This is a genomic window from Kiloniella majae (assembly GCF_002118315.1).
GTDB classification, from domain to species: Bacteria; Pseudomonadota; Alphaproteobacteria; order Kiloniellales; family Kiloniellaceae; genus Kiloniella; species Kiloniella majae.
Genome location: NZ_MTSZ01000003.1, coordinates 194,299 through 219,425 on the forward strand (window position 1 = coordinate 194,299; position 25,127 = coordinate 219,425).

Below are 25,127 nucleotides of genomic sequence, written 5' to 3' on the forward strand. Positions count from 1 at the left end.
ATGGTCTTACTTGTATTCGGCCATGCCTTTTCGTGCGAGTTCATCTGCGCGTTCGTTTTCTGGGTGTCCAGCATGACCTTTAACCCATCGCCACTCCACGTCATGAGGTTTCAGGGCTGCAACTAAATCCTGCCAAAGCTCTGCGTTTTTAACGGGCTTCTTATTCGCTGTTTTCCAACCGTTCTTTTGCCAGTTAAAAATCCACTTTGTAATACCGTCTTTCACATAGACGCTGTCGGTTGTCAGAATGATGTAAGATGGTTTTTTTAGGGCGTTTAGTGCGGATATTGCTCCTTGAAGCTCCATGCGATTGTTCGTGGTTTCTGCTTCGCCACCGCAAAGTTCTTTTTCATTATCCTTGTATCTTAGTAACGCTCCCCACCCCCCGGGGCCGGGGTTACCTGAACAGGCGCCATCTGTAAAAATTTCAACAGGAGTTCTTTGATTCATAAAGTTATTCCATAATCAGCAATGCTTTTAACGGATTGGTGAAATTTCAATTTGTTCAGGTATTCGATCGGATCTTTTGGTTTCACAAAAGCACCTTCGGGATGGTTTACCCAGTCATAGAGTCTTGTTAGCAAAAAGCGCAGAGATGCGCCGCGAGCAAGAAGGGGAAGCGCCTCTAGTTCATCTTGTGTTAGCGGACGCACTTCCTGATAGGCCCGAAGCATAAGTTGGGCTTTTGTAATATTAAAAGAGTTATCCAGCTCAAAACACCAGGCATTCAGACAGATGGCGAGCTCATAAGCCAGTAGATCGTTACAGGCGAAGTAAAAGTCAATCACTCCCGAGAGTTTTTCATGGATGAAGAAGACATTATCCTGGAACATATCTGCATGGATAACGCCTTGAGGTAGATCTTTGGGCCAGTGTTTTTTCAGATACTGGTATTCTTCGTTCAATGTATCTGTCAGGCCTGGTTTCACCTGCTCACCTTTGCCTTCGCAAGCGTCCAGTACCTCTTTCCACCCCTTGACGGATAATGCATTGGGCCTGGTCAGAGAAAAATCCTGTCCTGCAAGGTGCATTTCAGCCATGGTTTTTCCCAAGGCACGACAATGGAATGGTTGAATTCGTCTTGGCCACATTCCGTCCAGAAAGGCGGTGATTGCCGCGGGACGTCCGCAGAGTTCTCTCAGATTGTTTCCGTCTTTGCCCGCAATGGGGACTGGGCAGGAAATGCCTTTGGCGGCCAAGTGCTGCATATAACCAAGAAAGAAAGGGAGATCAGCCTTCTCAACACGTTTTTCATAGAGTGTAAGAATATAGTGTCCCTCGGTTGTATTGAGAATATAGTTCGAGTTCTCGACACCTTCTGCGATACCTTTAAGGGAAAGCACATCACCAATGTCATATTCGGTGAGGAAGCTTTCAACTTCATCATCAGGGACTTCTGTGTAAACGGCCATTGTTATCTCAGTGAAAAGTAATGTTTTGGTAAAGCAATCTGATGGATGCTTTAGCGAATATCTTTTGTTGCAGGTGTATCAAGCAGTGTCTTGGGAACTTTAAAAACAACGTTTTCGTCACGGATATTAATTTCTTCGATTGATACGTTGTAATGTTCTTTGAAGGCATCAATAACTTCTTCAACGAGGATTTCCGGAGCAGATGCACCTGCTGTAATCCCCAGGGTTTTTACCCCATTTAAAGCATCCCATTTAATATCGGTAGCTCGCTGTACCAATGCAGCTTTTTCACACCCCTGTTTATAGGCAACTTCTACAAGGCGTTTTGAATTTGAAGAGTTGGGTGCGCCGATTACCAGCAACGCATCGCATCTTGTCGCGATTGCTTTGACGGCTTCTTGTCTATTGGTCGTCGCGTAACAGATATCCTCTTTTTTGGGTTCAAGCATATTCGGAAATCTGCGCATCAATGTTTTTACGATAGAAGCTGTATCATCCACCGATAAAGTTGTCTGGGTGACAAACGCGAGATTGTCAGGATCTTCAACGACCAGATTTTCAGCATCTTCTTCCGTTTCCACAAGGACAATGGACCCATCATTTAGTTGACCCATTGTGCCTATTACTTCGGGGTGTCCAGCATGTCCAATAAGTATGACCTGACGCCCGTCTTTTTCGTGACGTTCTGCTTCTCTATGGACCTTGCTCACCAAAGGGCAGGTTGCATCAAAGTATAAGAGTTCACGTGCTTGTGCGGCTGCTGGTACAGATTTAGGTACACCATGGGCTGAGAAAATGACTGGAAGTCCTTCGGGGACTTGATCGAGTTCTTTTACAAAAACAGCGCCCTTTTGCTCCAGAGATTCAACAACGTATCTGTTATGAACAATTTCGTGACGAACGTAAACGGGAGCTCCATGTTTTACGAGGGCCCGTTCTACAATTTCAATGGCACGATCTACTCCAGCACAAAACCCTCTTGGACTGGCAAGTAATATTGTAAGATCGCTTTTAGTCATTATTTTCGTCCGTGTAGCTGTTGATGAGAATAGCCCATCTGTTGTTATCGCGAAACTAATACAGTGCAGAAGCTGAGAAAAGAGCTAATCAGCATGATCTTAAACATCGTACGGCTTGCTTCTATCTTGGTATATTTGTATTTAGGAGTAACTGTATGAAAGATATTCATCAATAGCCAAGCTATGATCTCATTGTTTGGTTAGTTAAATCATTTTAATCCTTGTCAGATTAAGGGATAAAACATTTTATGGGTCGCCTGTTCTCTAGAGTCTTGTCGCGCGTTTCTTTCCAGTCAGGCGCTGTTGTGTTTGCATCCCTAATTCTTTCCGGTTGCGGTTTGATTGAACCTGAAGAAGCTCCACCCGCTTGCCCCGAGATTATTGTTCTTAAAGAAGCCGAAGAAATGACACGGTTTCAGGGGCAGGGGCGTGATTTAACGGATGTGGCATTTGAAGCGTCTATCAATAATTTTGCGAATGTTTGTGTTCTGGATGAAGAAACAAACAATTTGAATAATCAGGTTGTCGTCCGCTTCGAACTTACTCAAGGACCAGCAAGTGATGGTGGTGCTAAGTTCAATTACTTTGTTGCTGTCGCCACACATGATCGCAAAATCTTGAGCCGGGAATCTTTTGATCTTGTCGCGCCGTTTGAAGGTAACAGAACCTCGATTGCTTTGGTGGACAATATTTTTCCGACGATACCACTACGCAATGGCAAGACCGGAGCCGACTATATTATTTTCATCGGGTTTGAACTAACACGTAGCGAGCTTTATTATAACCGCACTAAAATATAACCTGTTTCAATATCAGCCTCCTTAAATTTGTCGCTTAAGAGTGTGACTTTTTGAACAAGGCTGAGAATTTAGTGCTGCTACGATAATAAAGCACCTATGTTTCTTATCGTGGACACGCAAGAATCTATGGTATGAAAATTTCCTATCGGAAATAAGTAATTGTATTTGCTTGCAATTTGTCGTGTTCACTAGAATTTGTGTCGTCTGTGGTTGACTTTTTTTCAGAACAGCGTAAATCTCTAGCCAAGTTAGGTTGTTATGATACAATCTAGCTATTGCTGAAATACCTCTCGCGGGAGAGATTGTTGTAAAGTTTCTTAACAGAAACAGTACGAGCAGCGCCGAAGGAGCAACCGCCCCGGAAACTCTCAGGCACATGGACCGCAAGAGGCAGGCAACTCTGGAAAGTTTTGCGTACCGCGAGACACCGACGGAGTAAGCAAAGGGTGCTAAACATCTTTTGTGAATCTCTCAGGTTCGAAGACAGAGGGGGATGCAATGGTTAAGTCACCGTTGTGTTTTACCTTTTGTGCTCTGGAGCTTGGTTATGTCGGAAGACCTTAAAAAAACACCTCTTTATGATCTGCATGTGGAACTTGGTGCCAAAATGGTTCCTTTCGCTGGTTATTCCATGCCTGTTCAATATCCGGCTGGTATTATGACAGAGCACAAACATACACGTGCGTCAGCAGCGATTTTTGATGTCTCGCACATGGGTATTGTTCGTTTGATGGGGGAAAATGCGATCTCTGCATTGGAAAGCCTTCTTCCCGCTGATTTGGAAAGTTTGGCGGAAAACTCTATCCGTTACAGCTTCTTCACAAATGATGATGGTGGCATTCTTGATGACCTGATGATCACAAAGGTGCCGGGCGGATTGAGCCTAGTGATCAACGCTGCTTGTAAAGATGCTGATATCGCGCACATCAAATCCAAAATTGGTGATCAGGTTGAAGTCGAAGTCGAATATGACAACGCTTTGATTGCACTGCAGGGGCCGAAATCTGTTGATGTACTGGCACGTTTTGATGCCCGGTGTGCTGATATGAAATTTATGACCTTCATGACCCTGGAAATCGATGGTGTGAGTTGCCAGGTTAGCCGTTCTGGCTATACGGGTGAAGATGGTTATGAAATTGCAATTCCTGCTGATAAGGCAGCTACGATTGTTCGCCGTCTTCTTGATGAAGCCGAAGTTGAAGTCGCTGGATTGGGCGCGCGTGATTCGCTGCGCATGGAAGCGGGCCTTTGCCTGTACGGAAACGATATTGATACAACAACCACACCTATCGAAGCTGGCTTGTTGTGGGCTATTCAAAAGCGTCGCCGTGTAGAAGGTGGTTTCCCTGGTGATGATATCATCTTGAAACAAATTGCCGACGGTGCCCCAAGACGTTTGGTTGGTATCCTTCCCGAAGGACGCGCCCCATTGCGCCCGGGCGTTGAAATTGCCAATGCTGAAGGCGAAGTTGTTGGTAAGGTCACTAGCGGTGGGTTTGGCCCTTCCGTTGGTGGGCCAATTGCGATTGCCTATGTGGCATCCGATTACAAGGCTCCGGACACAGCATTGAACGCACTGGTACGTGGCAAAGAGATGCCGTGTAAAGTTGTGAAAATGCCATTTGAACAGAAGAGTTATTTCCGAGGATAGTTCCGAAAAACGGAACGTTTGAGAAATATTTATAGTGGGAAAACCCACGATACCGCAGAGCAACGTCCCAATTACGCAGCTCTGAAATAAAAACAATTTGTTAGAGGATCAGGATTATGAGCGAAGTTAAATTCAGTGAAGACCATGAATGGATTGTTGTTGACGGTGACATCGGTACCGTTGGGATCACAGAATTTGCTCAGGAACAGCTGGGTGATGTTGTTTTCGTTGAAGTACCAGAAGAAGGCAAAGATCTTGAGCAGGGCGATGAAGCTGCTGTTGTTGAATCAGTAAAAGCCGCCAGTGAAGTTCTTGCTATCTGTGACGGTGAAGTGATTGAAGGCAACGAAGCTCTTGTTGATGAGCCAAGCCTTGTTAATTCTGCACCTATGGGTGAAGGCTGGTTCTACAAAGTGAAAATAACAGATGCTTCTCAGCTTGAAGAGTTGATGGATGAAGCTGGCTATAAAGCTTTCATCGCCGCCCAAGGTTAGGTGGCAGGGGTAATACCTGCGTCAAAGAAAATAAGATCTAAGTAAGTTTGATCCGCGCCAGCTTATTAGAGCTGGTCGCAGATCTGATGATTAAGGAATTCGCCATGTCTGATACTAATGTGTCTTTAAAAGACCTCGAACAAAAAACAGATTTTGTTCGCCGCCATATTGGACCAACTGAGGCAGAGCAAACCGAAATGCTTGCACTGCTGGGGCTTGGTTCTCTGCAAGAGCTTTCTGATAAAACAGTCCCGGAAGCTATTCGAGAGACCTCTCCACTTGATATGGCGGAGAGTCAGACTGAAGTTGACGTTTTGGCTCATGCCAAGTCCCTTGCGACCAAAAACAAGGTTTTCAAATCTTTCATTGGTATGGGGTACTACGGCACACATGTTCCTAAAGTTATCCTGAGAAACGTTCTGGAAAATCCTGGCTGGTATACATCTTATACACCTTATCAGGCTGAAATTTCCCAGGGTCGCTTGGAAGCGATTCTTAACTATCAGACAATGATCAGTGATCTCTCGGGCATGGAATTGGCGAATTCCTCTATGCTTGACGAAGGGACTGCCGCTGCTGAAGCAATGACTTTCTGTCGCCGTGTTGCCAAAAGCAAAGCAGAAGCTTTCTTTGTTGATCAGGATCTTTTGCCGCAGAGCATCGCCGTTATTAAAACGCGTGCAGAAGCTCTGGGGTATGAAGTTGTTATTGGTGATCCACGTAAGGATTTGGATCCGGCAGCTGTTTATGGTGCGTTGTTCCAGTATCCTGGTACTTCCGGTCGTATTGAAGATTACAGTGATCTAATCGCGGCTGTTCAGGATAACAAAGGTCTTGCCGGGATTGCTGCAGATATTCTTGCGCTGACACTTATCAAAAGCCCGGGTGAGCTTGGTGCTGACTTTGCAATAGGTTCTGCACAGCGCTTCGGTGTGCCAATGGGCTTTGGTGGACCGCATGCTGGTTACTTTGCAACACATGACAAGTACAAGCGTTCTATTCCTGCACGTCTTGTTGGTATGTCAGTTGATACGCATGGCGAACCAGCTCTTCGTATGGCGCTTCAGACCCGCGAGCAGCATATTCGTCGTGAAAAAGCGACCAGCAACATCTGTACGGCACAGGCACTGTTGGCAAACATGGCTGGTTTCTATGCGACCTACCACGGTCCGGAAGGTCTGAAGACAATTGCACGCAGAATATCACGACTTGCATCTATTCTTGCCGCGGGCTTGAAAGCTGGCGGCGTAAACGTTGTTCACGATGCTTTCTTTGATACGCTGACCCTTAATGTGAAGGGAAAAGCAGAGGCGATTGCAGCCAAAGCACGTGAAAACAAAATGAACCTTCGTGTTGTTGACGCTGATACACTGGGCGTTTCACTGGACGAAACAACGACACGTGATGATATCTCAACTCTTTGGGGTGTCTTTGGTGTTGATGGTCAAAGTGTAGATAGCCTCGATAAATCAGCTCCGAATAATCTTCCAGAAGCTCTTGCCCGTAGCACTGATTTTCTGACGCACCCGACGTTCAACAGCTATCATTCTGAAACAGAAATGATGCGCTATCTGCGTAAGCTTTGTGACAAGGACATTGGTCTTGATCGTGCAATGATTCCTTTGGGTTCTTGTACGATGAAGCTGAACGCTGCGACAGAAATGATTCCTGTCACATGGCCAGAGTTTGGTGAAATTCACCCGTTCGTACCCCTTGATCAGGCTGAAGGGTATCTTGAGCTGATAAAAGATCTGGAAGATATGCTCGTTGAAGTGACCGGCTATGATGCGGTTTCTTTACAGCCTAATTCTGGATCTCAGGGCGAGTATGCCGGTCTTCTGGCTATTCGTAAGTATCATGAGAGCCGTGGGGATACGCAGCGTGATATCTGTTTGATCCCGGCATCTGCACACGGAACGAACCCTGCTTCTGCTGCTTTGGCTGGTATGAAGGTTGTTGTCGTTAATTGTGATGACGAAGGTTACGTCGATAACGACGACCTCTATGCCAAAGCTGAAAAGCATCAGGAAAACCTTGCTGCTATTATGATCACTTATCCTTCGACACACGGTGTGTTTGAGGAAGAAGTTCGTAAAACATGTGGCATCGTTCATGACTTCGGCGGACAGGTTTACGTTGATGGGGCCAACATGAATGCGATGGTTGGTTTGGCTAAGCCCGGTAAGTTCGGTGGTGATGTTTCGCACCTTAACCTGCACAAAACATTCTGTATCCCACACGGTGGTGGGGGACCAGGTGTTGGGCCAATCGGTGTAGGTAAACACCTGGCACCTTTCTTGCCAAATCACTCCCTCGTTGCTGAGGCTGGACCAGAGACAGGACAGGGGGCTGTAACATCTGCACCTTGGGGATCTGCGAGTATTCTTCCTATTACCTGGACTTACCTGAAGCTGATGGGCGCGTCGGGTCTGAAAAAAGCGACACAGATGGCGATTTTGAATGCAAACTATCTGGCGAAGCGTCTTTCCGACCACTATCCGGTTCTTTACACATCAAAGAACGGTATGGTTGCACATGAATGTATCATTGATGTTCGTCCACTTAAGGATGATATCGGCATTACGGTCGATGATATCGCCAAGCGTTTGATCGACTATGGTTTCCATGCGCCAACGATGTCTTTCCCGGTACCGGGAACCTTGATGATTGAGCCGACTGAATCAGAATCCAAATACGAGATTGATCGTCTTGCGGATGCCATGATTTCAATTCGTAAAGAAATCGGTCGGGTTGCTTCTGGTGAATTACCTCTTGAAGACAACATGCTTTGTAATGCTCCGCATACAGCGGCATCAATGCTGTCTGAAAGCTGGGATCATCCCTATACCCGCGAAGAAGCAGCTTACCCTGTTGAAAGCCTTCGTGACGGTAAATATTGGGCGCCTGTTGGACGTGTAGATAACGTTTATGGCGATCGTAACTTGATTTGCTCTTGCCCTTCAATCGAGAGCTACCGAGACGCGGCTGAATAGGCCGCTGAAGCGGAGAGACCAGATGGGACCATTGCTGGGTGTCTCATTTATCTGATCTCTCCGTCCTCATAGGGCGTGTATGTTAGGCAAGGGACGGCTTAACATACTTGGGATAGGGCCGCACCCTGTTCCCGCCCATTGCTGGGACTGGAGTTCGTGTGCAAACACGGACTCCTTTTTTTATTTTATAAAATGCAGGATGTCTATTGCTGATACGTTGAATGAGAGTAACATACCGTTCATCTTTTGATGTATCTGGTTTACTTGATATAGATATCAAAAGGTTTGTTTTCACAGAACCTACAATTTGGAGCGATTTTATGTGCCGCTGGCTCGCCTATTCCGGGCAAGAGATTTTCTTGGAAGAGTTACTGTTCAAACCACAACATTCCCTTGTTGAGCAATCTCAACACGCAACTGAAGCAAAAGTTGCGACAAACGGGGATGGCTTTGGTGTTGGATGGTACGGTCAAAAGGAAGAGCCGGGTTTATACAGAGAGACCATGCCGGCGTGGAATGACTGTAATTTGCAACATCTTGCGTCTCAAATCAGGTCTGCTCATTTTTTTGCCCACGTAAGGGCCTCTACAGGGACAGCAACTTCACGCGCAAACTGTCACCCCTTTTCTTATAAGAACTGGATGGGGATGCATAATGGCCAGGTCGGTGGCTATGAACAGTTCAGGCGCCCGCTAGAGGCGTTCATCACTGACGAACACTATACAAAACGTATGGGAACAACGGACAGTGAGGCGCTATTCTATATGCTGTTTAATTTTGGGTTGGAATCTGATCCTGTTAACGCAATTCGAAGAATGGTCGAGACAGTTGAAACATTGCAGGCAGAACGAAATATCAAGGAACCATTTCGCTGTACGATGGCAATAACAGATGGAAACAAGCTTTATTGCCTCAGGCATTCAAATGACCGTTTTGCGCCTTCATTGTACTGGAGATACAAAGACGGTGATCTGGTGGTCGTTTCTGAGCCGTTAACAGACGATCAGGAGGGGTGGAACAAGGTTCCTGAATCTCATGTGCTTGTGGCAGAGAAATCCGATGTTAAAGAGATTGTCTCTCTTAAAATCTAATGCTTATTATGATCTGAGTTATCTGTAAGTCAGAAAATCATCGACACAAAGACACAAAAAAACCGGCTCAGATGAGCCGGTTTTTTTCATTTGCTTGATCTAAGAGAGATCAATGAAACTTTTCGCCAAGTGAGCCGATGGAATCATCCATCAACGCTTTGGCTTTTGCCTTGGTCATACTACCGGCCAGAATGTTTCTGGTTGCTGTGATTGCAACATCAACGGCCTGATCACGAACTTCGTTCAGTGCGGCTGTCTCTGCCTGAGCAATTTTGTCCATGGCTTGTTGTTCGCGACGCTTCAATGATTCTTCCAAATCAGCAGCAGCTTCTTCTTGAACACGCTTTGCTTCTTGCTTTGCGTGTTCAATGATTTCTTCAGCTTCTTTTAGAGCATCACGTTGTTTGCGCTTGTATTCAGCCAGTGTTTTTTGCGCTTCTTCCCGAAGATTTTGAGCTTCTTCAAGTGTCTTGCGAATGGCTTCACCGCGTGCGTCCAGTCCTGCAACAATGCCTTTCCCGCCTTTAGTAACGACAAGAAGTACAAAGATTGCAAAAGCAACGCCAACCCAAAATGTAGGATTTTGAAGTAATTCCATGATTAGTTCTGCTCCCCTAGTGCTTCGTCAACAGCTTTGCTGAGTTTAGCGTCGGTTACATCAGTACCAAGCAATTTACTTGTCGCGGCAGCGGCAACGTCTTTGGCAACATCCTTAATGTGTCCCATAGCTTCGCTACGGGCAGCATTAATTTTGTCTTCGGCAATCTGAACCTTTTCCGAAAGCTGGGTATCAAACTCAGCCTGGCGCTTGGCGCTAGTGGCTGCGATTTCATCCGCAGATTCTTTCAGAGCGGCAACAGCAGAAGCGCGTGCATCAGCAATAGCTTTCTGATAATCCGCGAGGACTTCTTCAGCTTCTTGCTTCAAGCGTTCTGCTTTTTCCAGATCACCAGAAACTCTATTTTCGCGCTCTTCCAAAATCGAGGCCAGACGTGGCAAAGCAACCTTGGCCATCAGGAAGTAGAGCACACCGAAGGTAACGATAAGCCAAAAGATTTGGCCTACGAACGTATCGATTTGTTCAAATTGTGGCATCGTGCTACACGCCTTGTTCAGTTATCAAAATCGGATCAGATAAAAGTCTGATAGGCCGACATATCATCAAACACCCATAGGGTATCAGAGAATATCGGCCTAACAATCTGTTCCAATTAAGCTACGAACAGAAGGATCAGAGCAACTAGTAGAGAGAACAGTGCGATCGCTTCTGTAACAGCAAAGCCAATCCAGATGTTCGCACCAATTTCGTCTTTAGACGCTGGGTTGCGAGCGATGGACTGGAAGTAGCTAGCCCATACGTTACCAACACCAACACCTGCACCAATCATACCTAGAGTAGCAAGACCAGCACCAATGAGTTTTGCAGCTTCTGCTTCCATAATTCTCGAGCTCCTTATAACGCTTGTGCGTTAGATAGATAAAAAAGTTACGATTTCCAAAAAGATCTTAGTGCAGATGGATCGCATCATGCAGGTAGATACAAGTCAGAATGGTGAAGACATACGCTTGTAAAGCCGCCACCAGGAATTCCAGCGCTGTAATGCCAACAAGCACGCCGAGCGGGATAAACCCAAACACACCGAGCATGATGACAAAGCCAGCGATGACCTTCAAAAGAACGTGGCCAACAACCATGTTCGCAAACAAACGAACAGAAAGGCTGATGGGTCGTGAAAGGTAAGAAACCAGTTCGATCGGGATAAGGATCACAGCCGTCCACAATGGCGCACCATGTGGGAAGAAGAGGCGAAGGAAGCCTGCTCCGTGGCGGGCGAACCCGATGACAGTCACAGCCAGAAAAATAATTATTGCCATAGCAAAAGTTACGACGATGTGGCTGGTGAATGTAAAGGTACCCGGTACGAGACCGATTACGTTTCCAAAGAGGATGAACATGAACAGTGTAAAGACAAACGGGAAGTACTGACGTCCGGCTGAGCCGACGTTATCCCGGAGAAGGTTCGCAACCATCTCATAGCTCATCTCTGCCATGCTTTGCCAACGACCGGGAACGAGTGCACGTCCACGTGTTGATCCTACAAGGAAAATTGTTACGAGTAGAACGCTCAGCGACATAAACAGTGCTGAGTTGGTAAAGGAGATATCGTAATTACCTAGTTGGATTGGTAAAAGAGTTGTTACCTCAAACTGGTGCATTGGGTCGATTGAACCACCTGATGCCACGAGCTTTCCCCTCTAATTTTACTCTGCGCGATCTTCGCGATTATCGCGAAAACGCTTTTTGTTTTCTAACTGTTTAGCAACCCTGACCACATTGGCAAAGGCTGCCCCGATACCTAGGAAGAAGAAAATGATCATCAACCAAGGTTTTGTCCCCAATAATTGATCGAGATAGTAACCTATCCCGAACCCCATTATCAGGGCTGCAACTATTTCTACCGATATGCGGAAACCTACCGCCATACCGCTTGCTGCATCAGCTCGGTTACTGGATTCAGGCTTGTTTACCTGATTTTGACGCTCGCGAGCCGCGCGCAGTCTTTTATCCAGGTCCGTCAAAGACGAACGATCTTCAGGTTCCGGCATTTGATTAAGCCTTCCTGATGGCTACCATTTGAGCTGAAGTAGCACCTGTTAAACGCGGGCGCAACATACGTGGAGCATCATAGTTATGTCAAGAAAGAATCAGCCTTGATTTTGACCTAATTCCTATGGGGTCTTCTTCATATCCCCTCAGAGCTAAATGGATCAAGGTTTTTGTTACCTTTCTGTCCGCTATAAGGTTTTGAAAGAGAAGTGCTTTATTGTGCAACGCGAAAGAGCACAGTAGAGAAAACAGCGGAGGTATCAGTATTAACTTTGTTGCTTCTTTTCCATCAAGTCATCTGCGGCTTCAAGGTTGACGGAAACGAGTTGGCTAACGCCTCGCTCACTCATCGTGACACCAAACAGGCGCCGTACCCGCGCCATGGTCATACGGTGGTGCGAAATGATCAAGAAGCGGGTTGATGTACTGTGAACAAGCTCTTCAACCAATTTGCAAAAACGGTCGACGTTAGCATCATCAAGCGGCGCATCAACCTCATCCAGAACGCAAATGGGGGCAGGATTGGTGAGGAAAACAGCAAACAGAAGGGATAAAGCTGTCAGAGCTTGTTCGCCACCGGACAACAGTGACATGACTTGCAAACGCTTTCCGGGAGGACTGGCCATAATTTCCAGACCTGCCTGCAAAGGATCTTCTGCTTCGGTCAGCGTAAGGTGCGCGCGACCGCCCCCAAAAAGCCTGACAAATAGATCAGAGAAATGCGCGTTCACTAGGTCAAAGGCCTTGAGAAGTCGTTCGCGCCCTTCTTTGTTTAGATTGGCGATACCCTGTCTTAACTTTCCTATCGCAAGCAAAAGGTCTTCTTTGTCGTTCAGCATACCTTTGATTTGTTGGTCCAGTTCTTCTGCTTCCTGCTCAGCGCGAAGATTAACAGGGCCCATGTTATTGCGTTCATTCGTGAGGCGGTCATGTTTGCGGGTGACATCATCCCGAGGCGGAAGATCTTCACCGATTTGAATATCAGCGATGGAGAGGGCCTTCTCCAATGAACATCCCAAACGCTCTCTAACGCGATCGATTAAAATCGCCATGGCCTGTTTGTTTTGTTCAACTGTAGATTCTGCACGTATCATTGCTTCTCGAGCCTGAGCAAGAAGCTGTTCCGATTCTCTCAATTGTCTGTCTGCTTCGGCTTGTTCAAGCTCAGCAGATCGTAAGTTTTCAGATGCTTTATTTCTTTCTGCTTCTGATTGGGTAATTACAGTGGCCAGTGCTTCTTTCTGTCTTTTGATTTCTTCAGGTTTGGTTTTCCAAACTTCTATTTCTGCCTCTGTACGTTTTATCCGGACATCAATTTCACTCAGATATTGTTTGGCTTCTTTTGTCCGGCGGGACCAAGAGCTCAATTCATTATCTATACTGACAAGTCGCTCACGTCGGGTTGTAATGTCACGTTTGATCTGTTCCAGCTTTCCGCGCTGGGATCCAAGGAGATTTCTTTCTGTCGAGAGCTTTCTTTGCAATTCGGCAAGTTGTTCTTTTTCCTGTTTTTGATCTGGTAGCGCTTCAATTTCAGCGATAATTGCTTTCTGCTGTTCATTAGTTTCCAGATTCTCACGAATTAGACGCTGTAAGTTTTCCTCTACGGCGGACAGTTGGGATGCGAGCTTTGCGTGCTTTTGAGCCAATGTTGTATGATGGTTATTGGCTGTCGACACTTTGTTATGAGCATTGTTCAGGGCTTGTCGGGCAAGCTTTTCATCCTCTAGACTTTTATCAAGTGCTTGCTTTGCAGCGATGAAATGCTCTTTCGCTTTTATACTGTGTGCTTCAATTCTGGTCTTTTCTTTCTCGAGCCCTTTCAGACGGTTTTTATATTCCAGTCTTACAGCTGCAGTTGAGGGGGCATCATCTCTGACGGTTAGTCCATCCCATCGCCAGAGGGTCCCTTCTTTTGATACCAGCCTTTGACCCGGAGCCAATTGGCTATAGAGGTCTTCATCAATACTGTGTGTTTCAACAATGCCTATCTGTGACAGCCGGGCATGAAGTCGATCTGGCGACTGCACAAAATTGAGAAGAGGCACGATCTCTTTTGGTAGTGATGGAAGGTTTGTTCGCATAGGGATGTCGTGCCAGTGGGCAACAGCTTCTTCTTCTGATCCTGCGTTCAAGTCTTCGCCCAGGGCTGCACCTAAAGCTTTTTCATAGCCGGGTTTGACCGAGAGTTCGTCCAGAATTGGGTGTGAAGCGGAAGATGACGTGCCTCGTAACAATTCATTCAGAGCACGAATTTCGGCAGAGATTTGATTGAGTTCGCTTTGGCTGTCCTGATTTGCATCACGAGCTTGTTCTTCCGCCTGACGTTTGTCTTGAACATCCTTTTCATGTTTATCCGATGTTTCTTTGGCTTGATTAAGCTTCTGTTCGGCAGTTTCCAGATCACGTTCTGCTTCGATAAGATTTGCGCGACTTTCTTGCTGTGAGACGAGATGCTTGTGTTGGGATTCTTGCTGGCGCAGTTGTGACGATTGACGGTTTATCTGGTCTTTCAGTTCGTTTTGACGTCTTTTCAGGGCCGTCGATTGTGCTTCATTGGCTGCGATTTGACTGTTGATTTTAGAAATGGAGCGATCAATTTCTGAAATAGTTTGTGCATGTCTCTTGCATTCACTTTCCAAATCTTGTTGATCTGTATGTACTGACTTGTTTTTCTCTTCAATATCAGCTTTTTCTTGTTTTAGCCGCTCTTCAGCCTCTAACGCATCGGCGTTGATGTTTGTTGCCCGTTCTCTGTCTTTCTTGAGTTGCGACAGGAGTTCTGTCGATTTGTTGAGGGCATCAATTGCTTGCTCTTCTTCTCTTTCAAGCGTTTCCTGATTAATCAGTAATCTTTGATGTCTTGAAGACTGTGATGTTTCTGCTTCTCGCAAGGCGGGTAAACTGGCGGCGATATCGACTTGGATACGAGATTTTTGTGCCGTGATTGTTGTTTTTTCAGAAACGTCTTTCTGGGCTGCTTTTAAGGTATCAAGGGCATCGCCTTGCGCTTTTTTTGCATCGACTGATTCGTAATGCAGAAGAATTGCTTCGTGTTGCCGAATAAGTTGGGCAAGATTTCTGTAGCGATTTGCTTGTCGGGCCTGTTTTTTTAAGCCCTGTAGCTGTGTATCCAGTGTTGTGATGACATCTTCGAGGCGTTCTAGGTTTGTTTCGGCTGCTCTCAATCGCAGCTCTGCCTCGTGTCGGCGAGAATGTAGCCCGGTTATGCCAGCTGCTTCCTCCAGTAGACCACGTCTACTTGTGGGCTTGGCGTTGATGATTTCGCCAATTCGGCCTTGGCTGACCAAAGCTGTTGATTGTGATCCGCTTGCCGCGTCAGCAAACAAAAGTTGAACATCACGGGCGCGGACATCCTTGCCATTTACCTTGTAATTGGAACCGCTCCCCCGGGATATTCGGCGAACCACTTCGATATCATCGTATTCGTTAAAAGCGGCTGGGGCTGTTCTGTCTCGATTGTCCAGTAATAGTGATACTTCAGCGATATTTCTTGCGGGGCGCGTGGCAGATCCGGCGAAGATAACATCATCCATTTCGCTGCCGCGCATGCGTTTGGCTGATGTTTCACCCATAACCCAGCGCAGGGCTTCGACGAGGTTTGACTTTCCGCACCCGTTGGGGCCAACAATCCCGGTCATGCCGGACGAGATCAGTAGCTCTGTCTGATCAACAAAGGACTTAAAGCCGCTGAGTCGTAGTTTGTTAAACTGAACCAACGATTGCGAATCCCTGATATGGTTTATTGCCCCCCCACAAGGTCAGTTTTATCATTGAGGCAGATATTCTGAAGCCTTGAGTAAGCACCGTTTTTTCGGTTGTCATGCTGAAAACTGTAACGCTATCAACAATCTTCTGCAACAGTCTCGGATTAGGGGTGCAAAAAAGGCCCCATGATGAACATGAGGCCTTTGCGTGTTTGAAATGGGATTTCTGTTTATTAGGAAGCGTCTTCCAGAAGGTCATTCATAGCATCGTAATCGCGTCCGCCAGCAAAGACTTCACCGTTGATGACAAAGCTTGGCGTTGAGTTAATACCAAAAGATGTTTTGCCTTCTTGTGCCTGTGTCACAATGCGGCGCAACGTTGCTTCGTCATTAAAACATTCTTCGAAACGCTCTTTGCTCATGCCTGCAAGAAGAGCCATTTTTTGGAGACCTTCTTTTGCAGCGCCGTCGAAGGCCCAAGTCTGTTGTTGCTGAAACAGTAAATCGAGGAAAGAGAAGTATCGATCACCTTCTAGGCATTCGGCAACGGCTGCCCCGCGCAAGGCGACACCATCCAACGGCATGTGACGATAAACCAGTCGCGCTTTTCCTGTATCTATCCAGTTCTTTTTGATGTCGGGCATCGTTTCGGTATGGAAAGTAGCGCAGTGCGGGCAAGTCAGTGACGCATATTCAATCAGTGTAACGGGCGCATTCTTATCGCCGAGAATACGGTCATTTTCTGTCACTTCGCCAGCGGCTTGGGCTGATGAAATATTGGTGAGGGAAGCGGCCAGCGGAAAGCTGAATGCAAAGGCCGCTGCGTTGCGGATAAAAAGCCGTCTGTTCATTGTCTGTAATGTTCCTGAACTGCGAAGTCTGAGTAGAAATCTATATAAATTTGTTCTTACCCTAGTCTAGAGACAACTATGGCGGCAATAGGGCAATGTGCCTCGTTCACTATTTGTTGATCTTGTTTTTGGCGCGGGTTGTCGCCGCCAATCGTTCCAGGGATGTTCGCAAGGCTTCATTTTCTACATTAGAGAACTCGCTTTTTATATCCTGTTGTTCTTTGGTGGTGAGCTTGGGGAGTTCTGGTGCTTGTTTTTTTTCAGGTTTATACAAAGGTCCCTGTTGAAGGGATATGCGCGCAATTGCGCGGTAGCCAAAGTGACTGTTGACGCGTTCGATGACCTGGGGTGTTTGCTGTTGGATTGCAAGTGCAAAAGCTGGGTCAGCCTTAATGAGAAGAGTGCCATCGTTTCTGATGCCTTGACTGGGGTAACGTAATTTTACGGGCAGGCATTGGTCCGCCAGCTCTTTGCCGACAATCATGGCCCAGTCTTCAATGAGGCCAGCTTCTGCAAAACCACGCTTGCCGGTAATTCTTTTTGTAAGCTTGGGTAGCGTTGCTGCGATCGGCTGCATGGATTTACGCCGACGGCTTGAAACCTCTGGAATCTTGGTTTCTTTTTTTTGCGCGCTTTTTGCTTTTTTAGGCTTGGTTGTTTTTACCATTGATGGTCAGAGTGCCTTGATCACCGAGTTTGTCGTGTTTTCTATTATTATTACGCTCTTCTTTAGTTGATCTAATCGTGGTTGGGAAGGAGTATAGCGCAGAGATCGGGTAAAAACAGAACCGATTCGTGAATTTAAGGCGTAAAAGCGGTTTGGGGCATATTTCCTAGGCTGAGATAAGTGAATACAGGTTACTTTTTTGGTTCAAATGATCGCAGAAGAACTCTTGCCTTGGTACGATAGGCATGCCCGTGAGCTACCATGGCGTCTGTCACCACGACAGAAACGTGACAATCCTGAAATACTTTTTGCAGATCCTTATCGTGTGTGGCTGAGTGAAATAATGCTCCAGCAGACAACGGTTGCGACTGTTAAGGGCTATTATGAAAAGTTTCTGACTTCCTGGCCGACGGTTCAGGATTTGGCCAGAGAAGAGTTGGACAATGTGCTTAGCGCCTGGGCTGGCCTTGGGTATTACGCAAGAGCGCGTAATTTGCACAAGTGCGCCAAGGTTGTTGCAGAGGAATTGGATGGCGTTTTCCCCAATACAGAAGTGGAATTATTAAAACTCCCTGGTGTTGGCCCTTATACTGCGGCTGCAATTGCGGCGATTGCCTTTGATCGCCCGGCTGCAGTTGTTGATGGTAATGTTGAGCGTGTGATTGCCCGATACTATGCGCTTGAAGATCCTTTGCCGGCTGTTAAGCCCGAGATGAAAAAATGTGCTCAGCAGCAGACGCCGAATAAGCGAGCTGGAGACTATGCGCAGGCAATGATGGATTTGGGGGCAACTATATGTACGCCGAGATCGCCGGGATGTGTGATTTGCCCAATTCAAGCTGCTTGTCTGGCGAGAAAGTCCGGAATTGCAGAAGCTTTACCCAAGAAAGCGCCCAAAAAAGAAAAGCCTACCCGTCGTGCCTATGCCTATCTTTTGTTATCAGAAGAGAAGGGGGCCCTATTAAGGCGGAGACCTGAAAAGGGGTTGCTGGGCGGAATGACAGAAGTACCAACAGGGGACTGGATAGAGCGGGGGGACGCAGAGCGAAATCCTGAGTTCGATCAATTGGCACAATGGACGGAGCTAGATGGTATTGTGAAGCATACCTTCACACATTTTCATTTCGAGATCACTGTTCTGACCGCAAAGCGATCTCAAAACTTAGATGAGGTGGCTGAGGCTGTGCAGGGAAAATGGGCACATAAATCAGATTTTGCTGCACTAGCCCTGCCGACGGTGATGAAAAAAATCCTTCGTCATGCTGATTATATGTAGAGGAATTAATGATTAATAATGGTGATGGGATGGATATTCTAAAGATTATCTTTCTCTGGATTTGCGTAATCTTGTAATTATAGAAGGTAGATTATGGCTATTCCGCAATGCAAGGAAGAGCTGATCGTAGCGATTCATAATAACCATGCAAAGTTAGATAAGGCTCTGTCACAGATTCCTCTGGATCTTGTCTATGAAAAAACACTCGATGGTCATCGAAAAAATACGAAGATGAGTGTGGCTAATCTTGTGTCGTATCTTGTGGGGTGGAATGAACTTATTTTGAAATGGTTATCACGATTTGATGCTGGGCAAGAAATTGATTTCCCGGAAACCGGATATAAGTGGAATGAGCTGGGCAAGTTGGCCGAAAAATTTTATATCGACTATGAAGACCTGACATACCCGTTGCTTTTAGAAGAACTTGGCAAGGTAAAAGAGCAAATCGTTAACAGTGTTCAAGGAAGGGCTGATGAAGAATTGTACGGCTGTCCCTGGTACGAAAAATGGACAATGGGGCGTATGATACAATTGAACACGTCTTCACCCTATAATAATGCCAGGCTGCGAGTACAAAGGTGGCGCAAAGAAAATATGCCTGCACCCAAATGATCCCTGTGATCATATTAATGCAGGCATACCATTGACACTGTCTAAAGAAATAAGAGCTTTAGTTTGTCATTTCGGCGCGTACTTGTTGGCGGAGGACGTCAATGCAAACCTCTCGACCTTCTGCGTCCATGTGCCAGTAGGTCCAGCCGTTACACGCTGATGCGCCCTGTACCATAGCGCCCACTTTATGGATCGAGCCTTGGAATTCATTTGATATCAGGCTGCCGTCGGCGCGTACTTTTGCGGAGTATTTCTTCTTGGGGCCGTAAAGCGTCGTGCCTGGCTCAAGTAAGCCACGCTCAATAAGCGTTCCAAAAGGAATGCGGGGCTGTTCGCGTTTTTGTTCTATCGAGACAAGGTTGATGTCGTCCAGTTGTTTAACCTGCGAAATGCGTTTCTTGGCGATTTTGACGTATTCCGGGTCTTGTTCGATCCCCAAGAAGTGTCTGCCGAGTTTCTTTGCAACAGCCCCCGTTGTGCCTGTGCCAAAAAAGGGGTCGAGGATTACATCACCGGGTTTTGTCGAGGACAAGATAACGCGATGTAGTAGGGATTCCGGCTTCTGAGTAGGGTGTGCTTTATCACCGTCGCTATTTTTTAAGCGTTCACCGCCATTACAGATTGGCAATAGCCAGTCGCTGCGCATTTGAATGTCATCGTTCAATGCCTTCATGGATTCATAATTGAAGGTGTATTTTGAACTTTTGTTCTTGGCGACCCAGATCATTGTTTCGTGCGCGTTGGTAAAACGTCTGCCACGAAAGTTCGGCATTGGGTTCGACTTACGCCAAATCACATCGTTTAGCATCCAGTAATCGAGATTCTGGAGGAGAGCGCCAACACGGTATATATTGTGGTAACTGCCAATAACCCACAGCGTTCCGTTTTCTTTTAGAACACGACGCGCAGCTTTGAGCCAATTCCAGGTGAACTCGTCATAGGCGCGGAAGCTATCGAACTTGTCCCAGTCATTGTTGACGGCATCAACTTTGGAGTTGTCCGGACGCGTAAGTTCACCCGCTAATTGCAGGTTATACGGTGGATCCGCAAAGATCACATCAACAGACTTTTCAGGTAAGCTGTTCATGATCTCGACGCACTCACCGAGATGGACAACATTCTTCTTCACTAAAGCAGACTCCTCTTGACTCGAGTCCCCTATCTTGAGTCACTGTGGAGTCGCGGTCAAGTATTTTTTACGCGAAGAGTCAAGTAAAGAGTCATTGGAGTCAGTCGTTTAGCTCGAGTCGTTCTCTTATTGGACGAAATGTGCGGCGGTGTGCCGGGGTAACCCCAAGATCTAGTAGTGCGGCCCTGTGTTGGGCGGTTCCGTAGCCCTGATTTTTTTCCCAACCGTAACCCGGGAATTGAATCGATAGTTCAAACATCTGATGATCCCGATTCACTTTTGCAATGATAGAGGCTGCTGCGATAGACAGGCTGATGCTATCCCCTTTTATCACTGCTTTTGCCGGGTAAGGGAGCTTGGGGATCTTGTTGCCATCAATCAAAATGGCCTGAGGAGTGATAGATAGGTTAGAGACTGCACGTTGCATAGCCAGCATGGATGCCTGAAGAATATTCAGTTCGTCGATCTCTTCACAGCTGGCTTCGCCTAGGGCGAGATTAATAACGCCTTGTTGATGCAAATCATAAAGCTCATCGTTTATATCTTCTCGTTTTTTGATTGAAAGCTTTTTGGAATCATCGAGCTTTGTGATCAGGTTTTGTGGTAATTTCTCGCGATCAAGCCATGCTGCCCCGGCAACGACGGGCCCGGCCCATGGACCGCGCCCGACTTCGTCAACGCCGACAACTACGGCGTTGTTAATCCCGAGGTCATGATCAAGCTCTTGTTCTCTTGAAAAGTCAGGCATTTGTTTGTGTATCAGCTTTTGGTTTCTGTCGGTTTCTCGTCGTTATCTACTTCAGTTTCACTTTTGATGGAGGTTGAAGTACTTTCCGAATCTTGGGCTGGATCTGGGGTATCAATATCAGCTTTGGCTTGTGGGCGAAGTAAGCGTTCCTGAAGTTTAGGAGACCATTTTAACAAGACGCTTTGTCCTGCTCTTGCCAGGATTTTTTCCACAAGACTGGATGTACGCATAATAGCGCCGACTTCCGGGCCGTAGGTCAGGCGCATAGTTTCGGCACCAGAAGTGATTCCAAGCTGAGCAATCTGGTGCAATCTTCTGGCGGTAAAAAGCCAAAAAGGACTGGTAAAGAGCGATATTACGGTAACGGATACAACAAGCCGATAATTTTCATCATCCAGGACACCTGCGCCAACACCAAGTGCAGCAAGAATGAATGAGAACTCTCCAAGTTGCGCAAGAATAGAACCTGACAGGAAAGCACGCGGCCAGGTCTCGCCGAGGAACCTGATCAGAGTAATGTTGAGCGCGGTTTTAAAGAGCGCAACAAAAAGGACCAAGAAGAACACAAGTCCGAGATTGTCCCATATGTACTGGGCGTCCAGAAGCATGCCGATGGACAGGAAAAACACCATTAACAAGATACTTTGAATCGGTGCCACCTGTCGGGACATAACTTTTTGACTGGCGGAATTTCCCAGTATAAGTCCGGCTAAAAATGCACCGTATGCCGCAGATAGCCCAATCAAACCAGAAAAGGCAGACGCGCCAAAGCAGAATGCCATTCCAGCCAGTGGGGTGAGGTCTTCGTTGTCGCCAATGGATCGGGCAAAGGGGATTTGCAACCCACGTTTTTTGCTTAAGAAGATAAACAGGAGAATGAGAATACCTATAGAAATGCCTACTTTTATAAAGGCTGATGTGCCAATGCCGCCTTCTGAACCAAAGGAGCTCACAAAAAGCATCATGGGAACCACGGCAAGGTCCTGTGCAATGAGAATGCCGATGGTTACCTGTCCAATGCGGGTTCCGTATTCATTGATTTCCTGCAGCATCTTGACGGCGACGGCTGTACTTGAGAGGGCAAAAACAAATCCGAAGAAAAGGATTAGCTCAAAACTCCAGCCCATAAATTGACCCAGCAGCCACATGCCGCCTACACCAACACCAATTTGTGCCGCAGTGGTGATTACAGCGACTTGCCATACTTCTTTTATACCGCGCAGGGACAGGTTCATGCCGATGACAAAGAGCAACATCAACACACCGAGTTCCGCCAAGGTGGAAATGTTGTCTCTGTCTTCAACAAGGGCGAGACCTGAGGGGCCTAAGAATACACCAGCCAGAATATAACCGAGTACAGGTGGTTGTTTGAATTTTCGCATGGCAATGCCGCAAGCTAGCGCTGCAACAACGACGATCGCGAGGCCTGTTAAACTACCGCTGTGATGTTCCATTATGCTTTGATGTACTCTTTTGTTTCGGGCGGTTGAGGGGTGACCCTAACTTAGCACACGATTTTGATTAATTGGATTTAATGCTGATTAGCTGTTTGAGGGCAAGTGCTCTTGCAGGCGAGGCATCAATTCAACCAAGTTACAGGGGCGGTGACGGTTATCCAGTTGGGAGCGCAGGATTTCTCCCCAGCCGTCTTTGCAGGCTGAAGGTGATCCGGGTAGGGCAAAAAGGTATGTGCCTTTTGCTACGCCACCAATAGCTCTACTTTGCATTGTCGAGGTGCCGATTTTGCTATAGCTGATCCAGCGGAACAGTTCGCCAAAGCCTTCAATTTCTTTTTCCATGACTTCTTTGAAGGCTTCCGGGGTCGTATCTCTACCCGTTACACCTGTGCCGCCTGTTGTGATGACAACATCTATTTCTGGATTATTAATGTGATTTTGAAGCTGTGATGTAATGGCAGCGATATCATCTTTGATGATGGACCGCGCAGAAACATTATGTCCGTCTTCCTTAATCATCTTTTCCAGAATATCGCCTGATCTGTCATCAGCTTCTGTCCGGGAATCTGAGATGGTTATTACTGCAATGTTAACGGGCAGAAACGGGCGGGTTTCATCTAGCTTTGGCATTCTCTGCTACATCCGATTCAGAGTTTTTGTTGTACGGGTCCTGTGCTTCATATCTGGGCCATTGACCTGCGGCAAGGGTGTCCAGTGAAGGAGAATATTGATCCAGTCTTGCGCGATAAATCCAGAGATTCGTCAAGACGCGTTCTATAAACAGTCGAGTTTCGTGTGAAGGAAGGCTTTCGATAAAAAGCAAGGGGTCATCGTTATAGGTGATCTTCCGTTCCCATTTACCCAGGTTTCCTGGGCCTCCGTTATAGGCTGTGGCTAATTTAAAGAGATCACCCTCAACATAGTTGTGGTTAAGTAGATAGCCTAAATACTTTTGACCCAAGGCCAGATTTAGAGAAGGATCGAACAGTTGGTTCCGTGTTTTACCACGGAAGCTTTGCCCTTGGGATATGTAGCTTGCTGTTTGAGGCATTAACTGCAACAGACCGCGGGCACCATCAGGGCTTTTTGCGTTGGGATTAAACGATGATTCCTGGCGCATGAAGGCAAAAACAAGGGCGCGGTCTATTTCAAACCCACCTTCTGGTTCCCATTTCGGGATTGGATACAGGGCTGCATCTATAACGCCCCTGTTTTCGGCGGGATTTTGTTTTTCCTGTTTTTCCTCGGCTGCCAATCTGGCGCCAAGACGAAACGCAAGCTCAGGCATGCCGGTATGTTCGGTGAGCTGCAGGAAAGCGGGTATTTCATTACCTTCGATACTGCCGATCAGGCGGCTTAATTCTGACTTAGCCTCTTTTGTTTGTCCCAGTTGAATTAGAGCTAGTGCCCTTTTGCTTGGTGCATGGCTCTGTAATGTTTTGGCTGTAATTTCGTTAAGCTGGTGTGATTGGTAATCAAACGCGAGCTCTAAACCAAGTGCTCTGCGTGCAAGGATACCGTAAAATGTTCGTGGGTATTCTGCGGCCTGATAGAGATATTTACTGACATCTTGTGGCTGTTTTAGTTTTAGGTTAGCACGGGCGGCCCAATAGGCTCCCGATGAACGCATCCAGCTATTACTGCGTGATGCTTTGGCGAGATGGGCGAAATGATCTCGGGCTTCTTTGGTCTTGTCTAGACGCCATGCAGCGAGACCTGCAATCCAATCTGCTGAAGGGACATATTTTCTAGATTGGGTCGCCTTCTTGGCCAGTTGATAAGCTTTTTTATCTTTCCCATAATAATACCAAGCGGCAGCCAGTTGTGCATAGGTTTCATTGATTTCTATGGGGTCAAGGAGCCGTTTTGCTTTCGCTGATTTGAGAGCATCCTCGGTAATTGACAGGCGTGTATTCAGAACATTACGGCGAAGCTGTCTTTTTAAACGGTTGGCTTGGGTTTTATCTGCTTTGGATAGTTTTTTACTTGAACGATAGTTGTAGTTTTTCCCGTAAGCGCGATATGGCGCGCTTTTAAAGCGGACAGGTTTCTGGGGGTAATTGTAATTTTTAGGACGTCTCTGCAGGGCTAGCTTGTAGATGATATCAGCTTGAGGATGGTCAGCGTATTGTGCGAGCCACGTTTTGAGTTCTTTGTATTTTGATCGGTAGGCCGTGGGGTGTAGATATCTTTGTGCCTGAACATGACCCAGTAATATTTTATTGTCGAGCTTGGGGATGAGCTTGTCAGCATCTTTCCAGCGACCTTGTTCTTGTCGGGCAAATATTCTGGTGTAGAGTTTTATATCCTCGTCACTGAGAATTTCTGGAATGATAAAATTTTGTGCTGCCTGGGTTTGAGGGCCAGTGACTTTATCGTCAACTTTGGTGGAGGCAAGGGCTGTGGCTGGAAGTAATAACAACAAACAGCAAAGCTTTGCTGCTTGGGTACGATGGTTAGCTGTTTCGAAAAGTGCGCGCATAAATGTCGTCATAACGAAATGAAATTCCCCCAGTAAAACCCCAAGAAGACCAGCGAACCCTGATAAGTAAGGTAACTAAGTCTGCAAAGCTACTTTTTACGTCTTTGTA

The 25,127-nt window shown here is 46.6% G+C and carries 23 protein-coding genes and 2 riboswitches; of the genes, 7 read left to right on the forward strand and 16 right to left on the reverse strand.

Going from position 1 to position 25,127, the window contains the following annotated elements:
- Positions 1-6: 6 nt before the first annotated feature.
- The 3 genes from rnhA to ispH are packed head-to-tail and all read right to left on the reverse strand — an operon-like array spanning position 7 to position 2,431.
- Positions 7-450: a ribonuclease HI gene (gene rnhA / locus BKB51_RS10455; RefSeq protein ID WP_085901045.1), complete on the reverse strand. Its 444-nt coding sequence runs from the start codon at positions 448-450 to the stop codon at positions 7-9.
- Complete coding sequence (locus tag BKB51_RS10460) at positions 447-1,412, reverse strand: homoserine kinase (RefSeq protein ID WP_085901046.1); 966 nt, start codon at positions 1,410-1,412, stop codon at positions 447-449. Before BKB51_RS10460 ends, rnhA begins: the two co-directional genes overlap by 4 nt.
- Before the next feature lie 50 nt (positions 1,413-1,462).
- Entirely contained in the window at positions 1,463-2,431 is a 969-nt protein-coding gene (gene ispH, locus BKB51_RS10465) for a 4-hydroxy-3-methylbut-2-enyl diphosphate reductase (protein WP_085901047.1), read from the reverse strand.
- 248 nt (positions 2,432-2,679) lie between these two features.
- On the opposite strand from ispH, the gene BKB51_RS10470 reads away from it, so the two are divergent.
- From BKB51_RS10470 to BKB51_RS10490, 5 genes are all read left to right on the forward strand, one after another.
- A complete protein-coding gene (locus BKB51_RS10470) occupies positions 2,680-3,231 on the forward strand; it encodes a hypothetical protein (protein ID WP_085901048.1) in 552 nt (183 codons plus the stop codon).
- Positions 3,232-3,514: 283 nt separating this feature from the next.
- Positions 3,515-3,625: riboswitch (glycine riboswitch) on the forward strand.
- 1 nt (position 3,626) lies between these two features.
- Positions 3,627-3,727: riboswitch (glycine riboswitch) on the forward strand.
- A gap of 51 nt (positions 3,728-3,778) precedes the next feature.
- Positions 3,779-4,882: a glycine cleavage system aminomethyltransferase GcvT gene (gene gcvT, locus BKB51_RS10475; protein WP_085901049.1), complete on the forward strand. Its 1,104-nt coding sequence runs from the start codon at positions 3,779-3,781 to the stop codon at positions 4,880-4,882.
- Between the two features lie 116 nt (positions 4,883-4,998).
- Positions 4,999-5,376, forward strand: coding sequence for a glycine cleavage system protein GcvH (gene gcvH, locus BKB51_RS10480; RefSeq protein ID WP_085901050.1), 378 nt, complete (start codon positions 4,999-5,001; stop codon positions 5,374-5,376).
- Between the two features lie 104 nt (positions 5,377-5,480).
- A complete protein-coding gene (gcvP, locus tag BKB51_RS10485) occupies positions 5,481-8,369 on the forward strand; it encodes an aminomethyl-transferring glycine dehydrogenase (RefSeq protein WP_085901051.1) in 2,889 nt (962 codons plus the stop codon).
- 320 nt (positions 8,370-8,689) lie between these two features.
- Entirely contained in the window at positions 8,690-9,460 is a 771-nt protein-coding gene (locus BKB51_RS10490; RefSeq protein WP_085901470.1) for a class II glutamine amidotransferase, read from the forward strand.
- 109 nt (positions 9,461-9,569) lie between these two features.
- Here the strand turns inward: BKB51_RS10490 and BKB51_RS10495 are convergent, their stop codons facing one another.
- From BKB51_RS10495 to BKB51_RS10530, 8 genes are all read right to left on the reverse strand, one after another.
- Positions 9,570-10,058: a F0F1 ATP synthase subunit B family protein gene (locus BKB51_RS10495; protein ID WP_085901052.1), complete on the reverse strand. Its 489-nt coding sequence runs from the start codon at positions 10,056-10,058 to the stop codon at positions 9,570-9,572.
- 2 nt (positions 10,059-10,060) lie between these two features.
- Positions 10,061-10,555 carry a F0F1 ATP synthase subunit B family protein gene (locus tag BKB51_RS10500; RefSeq protein ID WP_085901053.1) on the reverse strand — a complete coding sequence of 165 codons (495 nt, stop codon included), beginning with the start codon at positions 10,553-10,555 and terminating at the stop codon, positions 10,061-10,063.
- A 116-nt stretch (positions 10,556-10,671) separates the two neighbouring features.
- Positions 10,672-10,899, reverse strand: coding sequence for a F0F1 ATP synthase subunit C (locus tag BKB51_RS10505; RefSeq protein WP_046503712.1), 228 nt, complete (start codon positions 10,897-10,899; stop codon positions 10,672-10,674).
- 67 nt (positions 10,900-10,966) lie between these two features.
- Entirely contained in the window at positions 10,967-11,677 is a 711-nt protein-coding gene (locus BKB51_RS10510; protein WP_085901471.1) for a F0F1 ATP synthase subunit A, read from the reverse strand.
- A gap of 45 nt (positions 11,678-11,722) precedes the next feature.
- Positions 11,723-12,067 carry an AtpZ/AtpI family protein gene (locus tag BKB51_RS10515; RefSeq protein ID WP_085901054.1) on the reverse strand — a complete coding sequence of 115 codons (345 nt, stop codon included), beginning with the start codon at positions 12,065-12,067 and terminating at the stop codon, positions 11,723-11,725.
- 267 nt (positions 12,068-12,334) lie between these two features.
- Entirely contained in the window at positions 12,335-15,808 is a 3,474-nt protein-coding gene (smc, locus tag BKB51_RS10520; protein ID WP_158090207.1) for a chromosome segregation protein SMC, read from the reverse strand.
- A 221-nt stretch (positions 15,809-16,029) separates the two neighbouring features.
- Positions 16,030-16,647: a DsbA family protein gene (locus BKB51_RS10525; RefSeq protein ID WP_085901056.1), complete on the reverse strand. Its 618-nt coding sequence runs from the start codon at positions 16,645-16,647 to the stop codon at positions 16,030-16,032.
- Between the two features lie 109 nt (positions 16,648-16,756).
- Positions 16,757-17,314, reverse strand: a complete 558-nt coding sequence (locus tag BKB51_RS10530) for a DUF721 domain-containing protein (protein WP_085901057.1) — start codon at positions 17,312-17,314, stop codon at positions 16,757-16,759.
- 208 nt (positions 17,315-17,522) lie between these two features.
- On the opposite strand from BKB51_RS10530, the gene mutY reads away from it, so the two are divergent.
- Together mutY and BKB51_RS10540 are read left to right on the forward strand one after the other, a co-directional pair.
- Positions 17,523-18,590: an A/G-specific adenine glycosylase gene (gene mutY, locus BKB51_RS10535; protein ID WP_085901058.1), complete on the forward strand. Its 1,068-nt coding sequence runs from the start codon at positions 17,523-17,525 to the stop codon at positions 18,588-18,590.
- Positions 18,591-18,683: 93 nt separating this feature from the next.
- Positions 18,684-19,202 carry a ClbS/DfsB family four-helix bundle protein gene (locus BKB51_RS10540; RefSeq protein WP_085901059.1) on the forward strand — a complete coding sequence of 173 codons (519 nt, stop codon included), beginning with the start codon at positions 18,684-18,686 and terminating at the stop codon, positions 19,200-19,202.
- A gap of 58 nt (positions 19,203-19,260) precedes the next feature.
- On the opposite strand, the gene BKB51_RS10545 is transcribed toward BKB51_RS10540, so the two are convergent.
- The 5 genes from BKB51_RS10545 to BKB51_RS10565 all read right to left on the reverse strand — a co-directional run bounded on the left by BKB51_RS10545 (position 19,261) and on the right by BKB51_RS10565 (position 25,030).
- Positions 19,261-20,289 (reverse strand): site-specific DNA-methyltransferase, encoded by a 1,029-nt coding sequence (locus tag BKB51_RS10545; RefSeq protein WP_085901472.1) that lies wholly within the window; start codon positions 20,287-20,289, stop codon positions 19,261-19,263.
- 142 nt (positions 20,290-20,431) lie between these two features.
- Complete coding sequence (locus BKB51_RS10550) at positions 20,432-21,079, reverse strand: ribonuclease HII (RefSeq protein WP_085901060.1); 648 nt, start codon at positions 21,077-21,079, stop codon at positions 20,432-20,434.
- A gap of 11 nt (positions 21,080-21,090) precedes the next feature.
- Positions 21,091-22,533: a cation:proton antiporter gene (locus BKB51_RS10555; RefSeq protein WP_218044006.1), complete on the reverse strand. Its 1,443-nt coding sequence runs from the start codon at positions 22,531-22,533 to the stop codon at positions 21,091-21,093.
- Between the two features lie 87 nt (positions 22,534-22,620).
- Positions 22,621-23,166 carry a molybdenum cofactor biosynthesis protein B gene (gene moaB / locus BKB51_RS10560; protein WP_085901061.1) on the reverse strand — a complete coding sequence of 182 codons (546 nt, stop codon included), beginning with the start codon at positions 23,164-23,166 and terminating at the stop codon, positions 22,621-22,623.
- On the reverse strand, positions 23,150-25,030 hold the full coding sequence (locus BKB51_RS10565) for a lytic transglycosylase domain-containing protein (protein ID WP_085901062.1): 1,881 nt from the start codon (positions 25,028-25,030) through the stop codon (positions 23,150-23,152). Before BKB51_RS10565 ends, moaB begins: the two co-directional genes overlap by 17 nt.
- Positions 25,031-25,127: the final 97 nt, after the last annotated feature.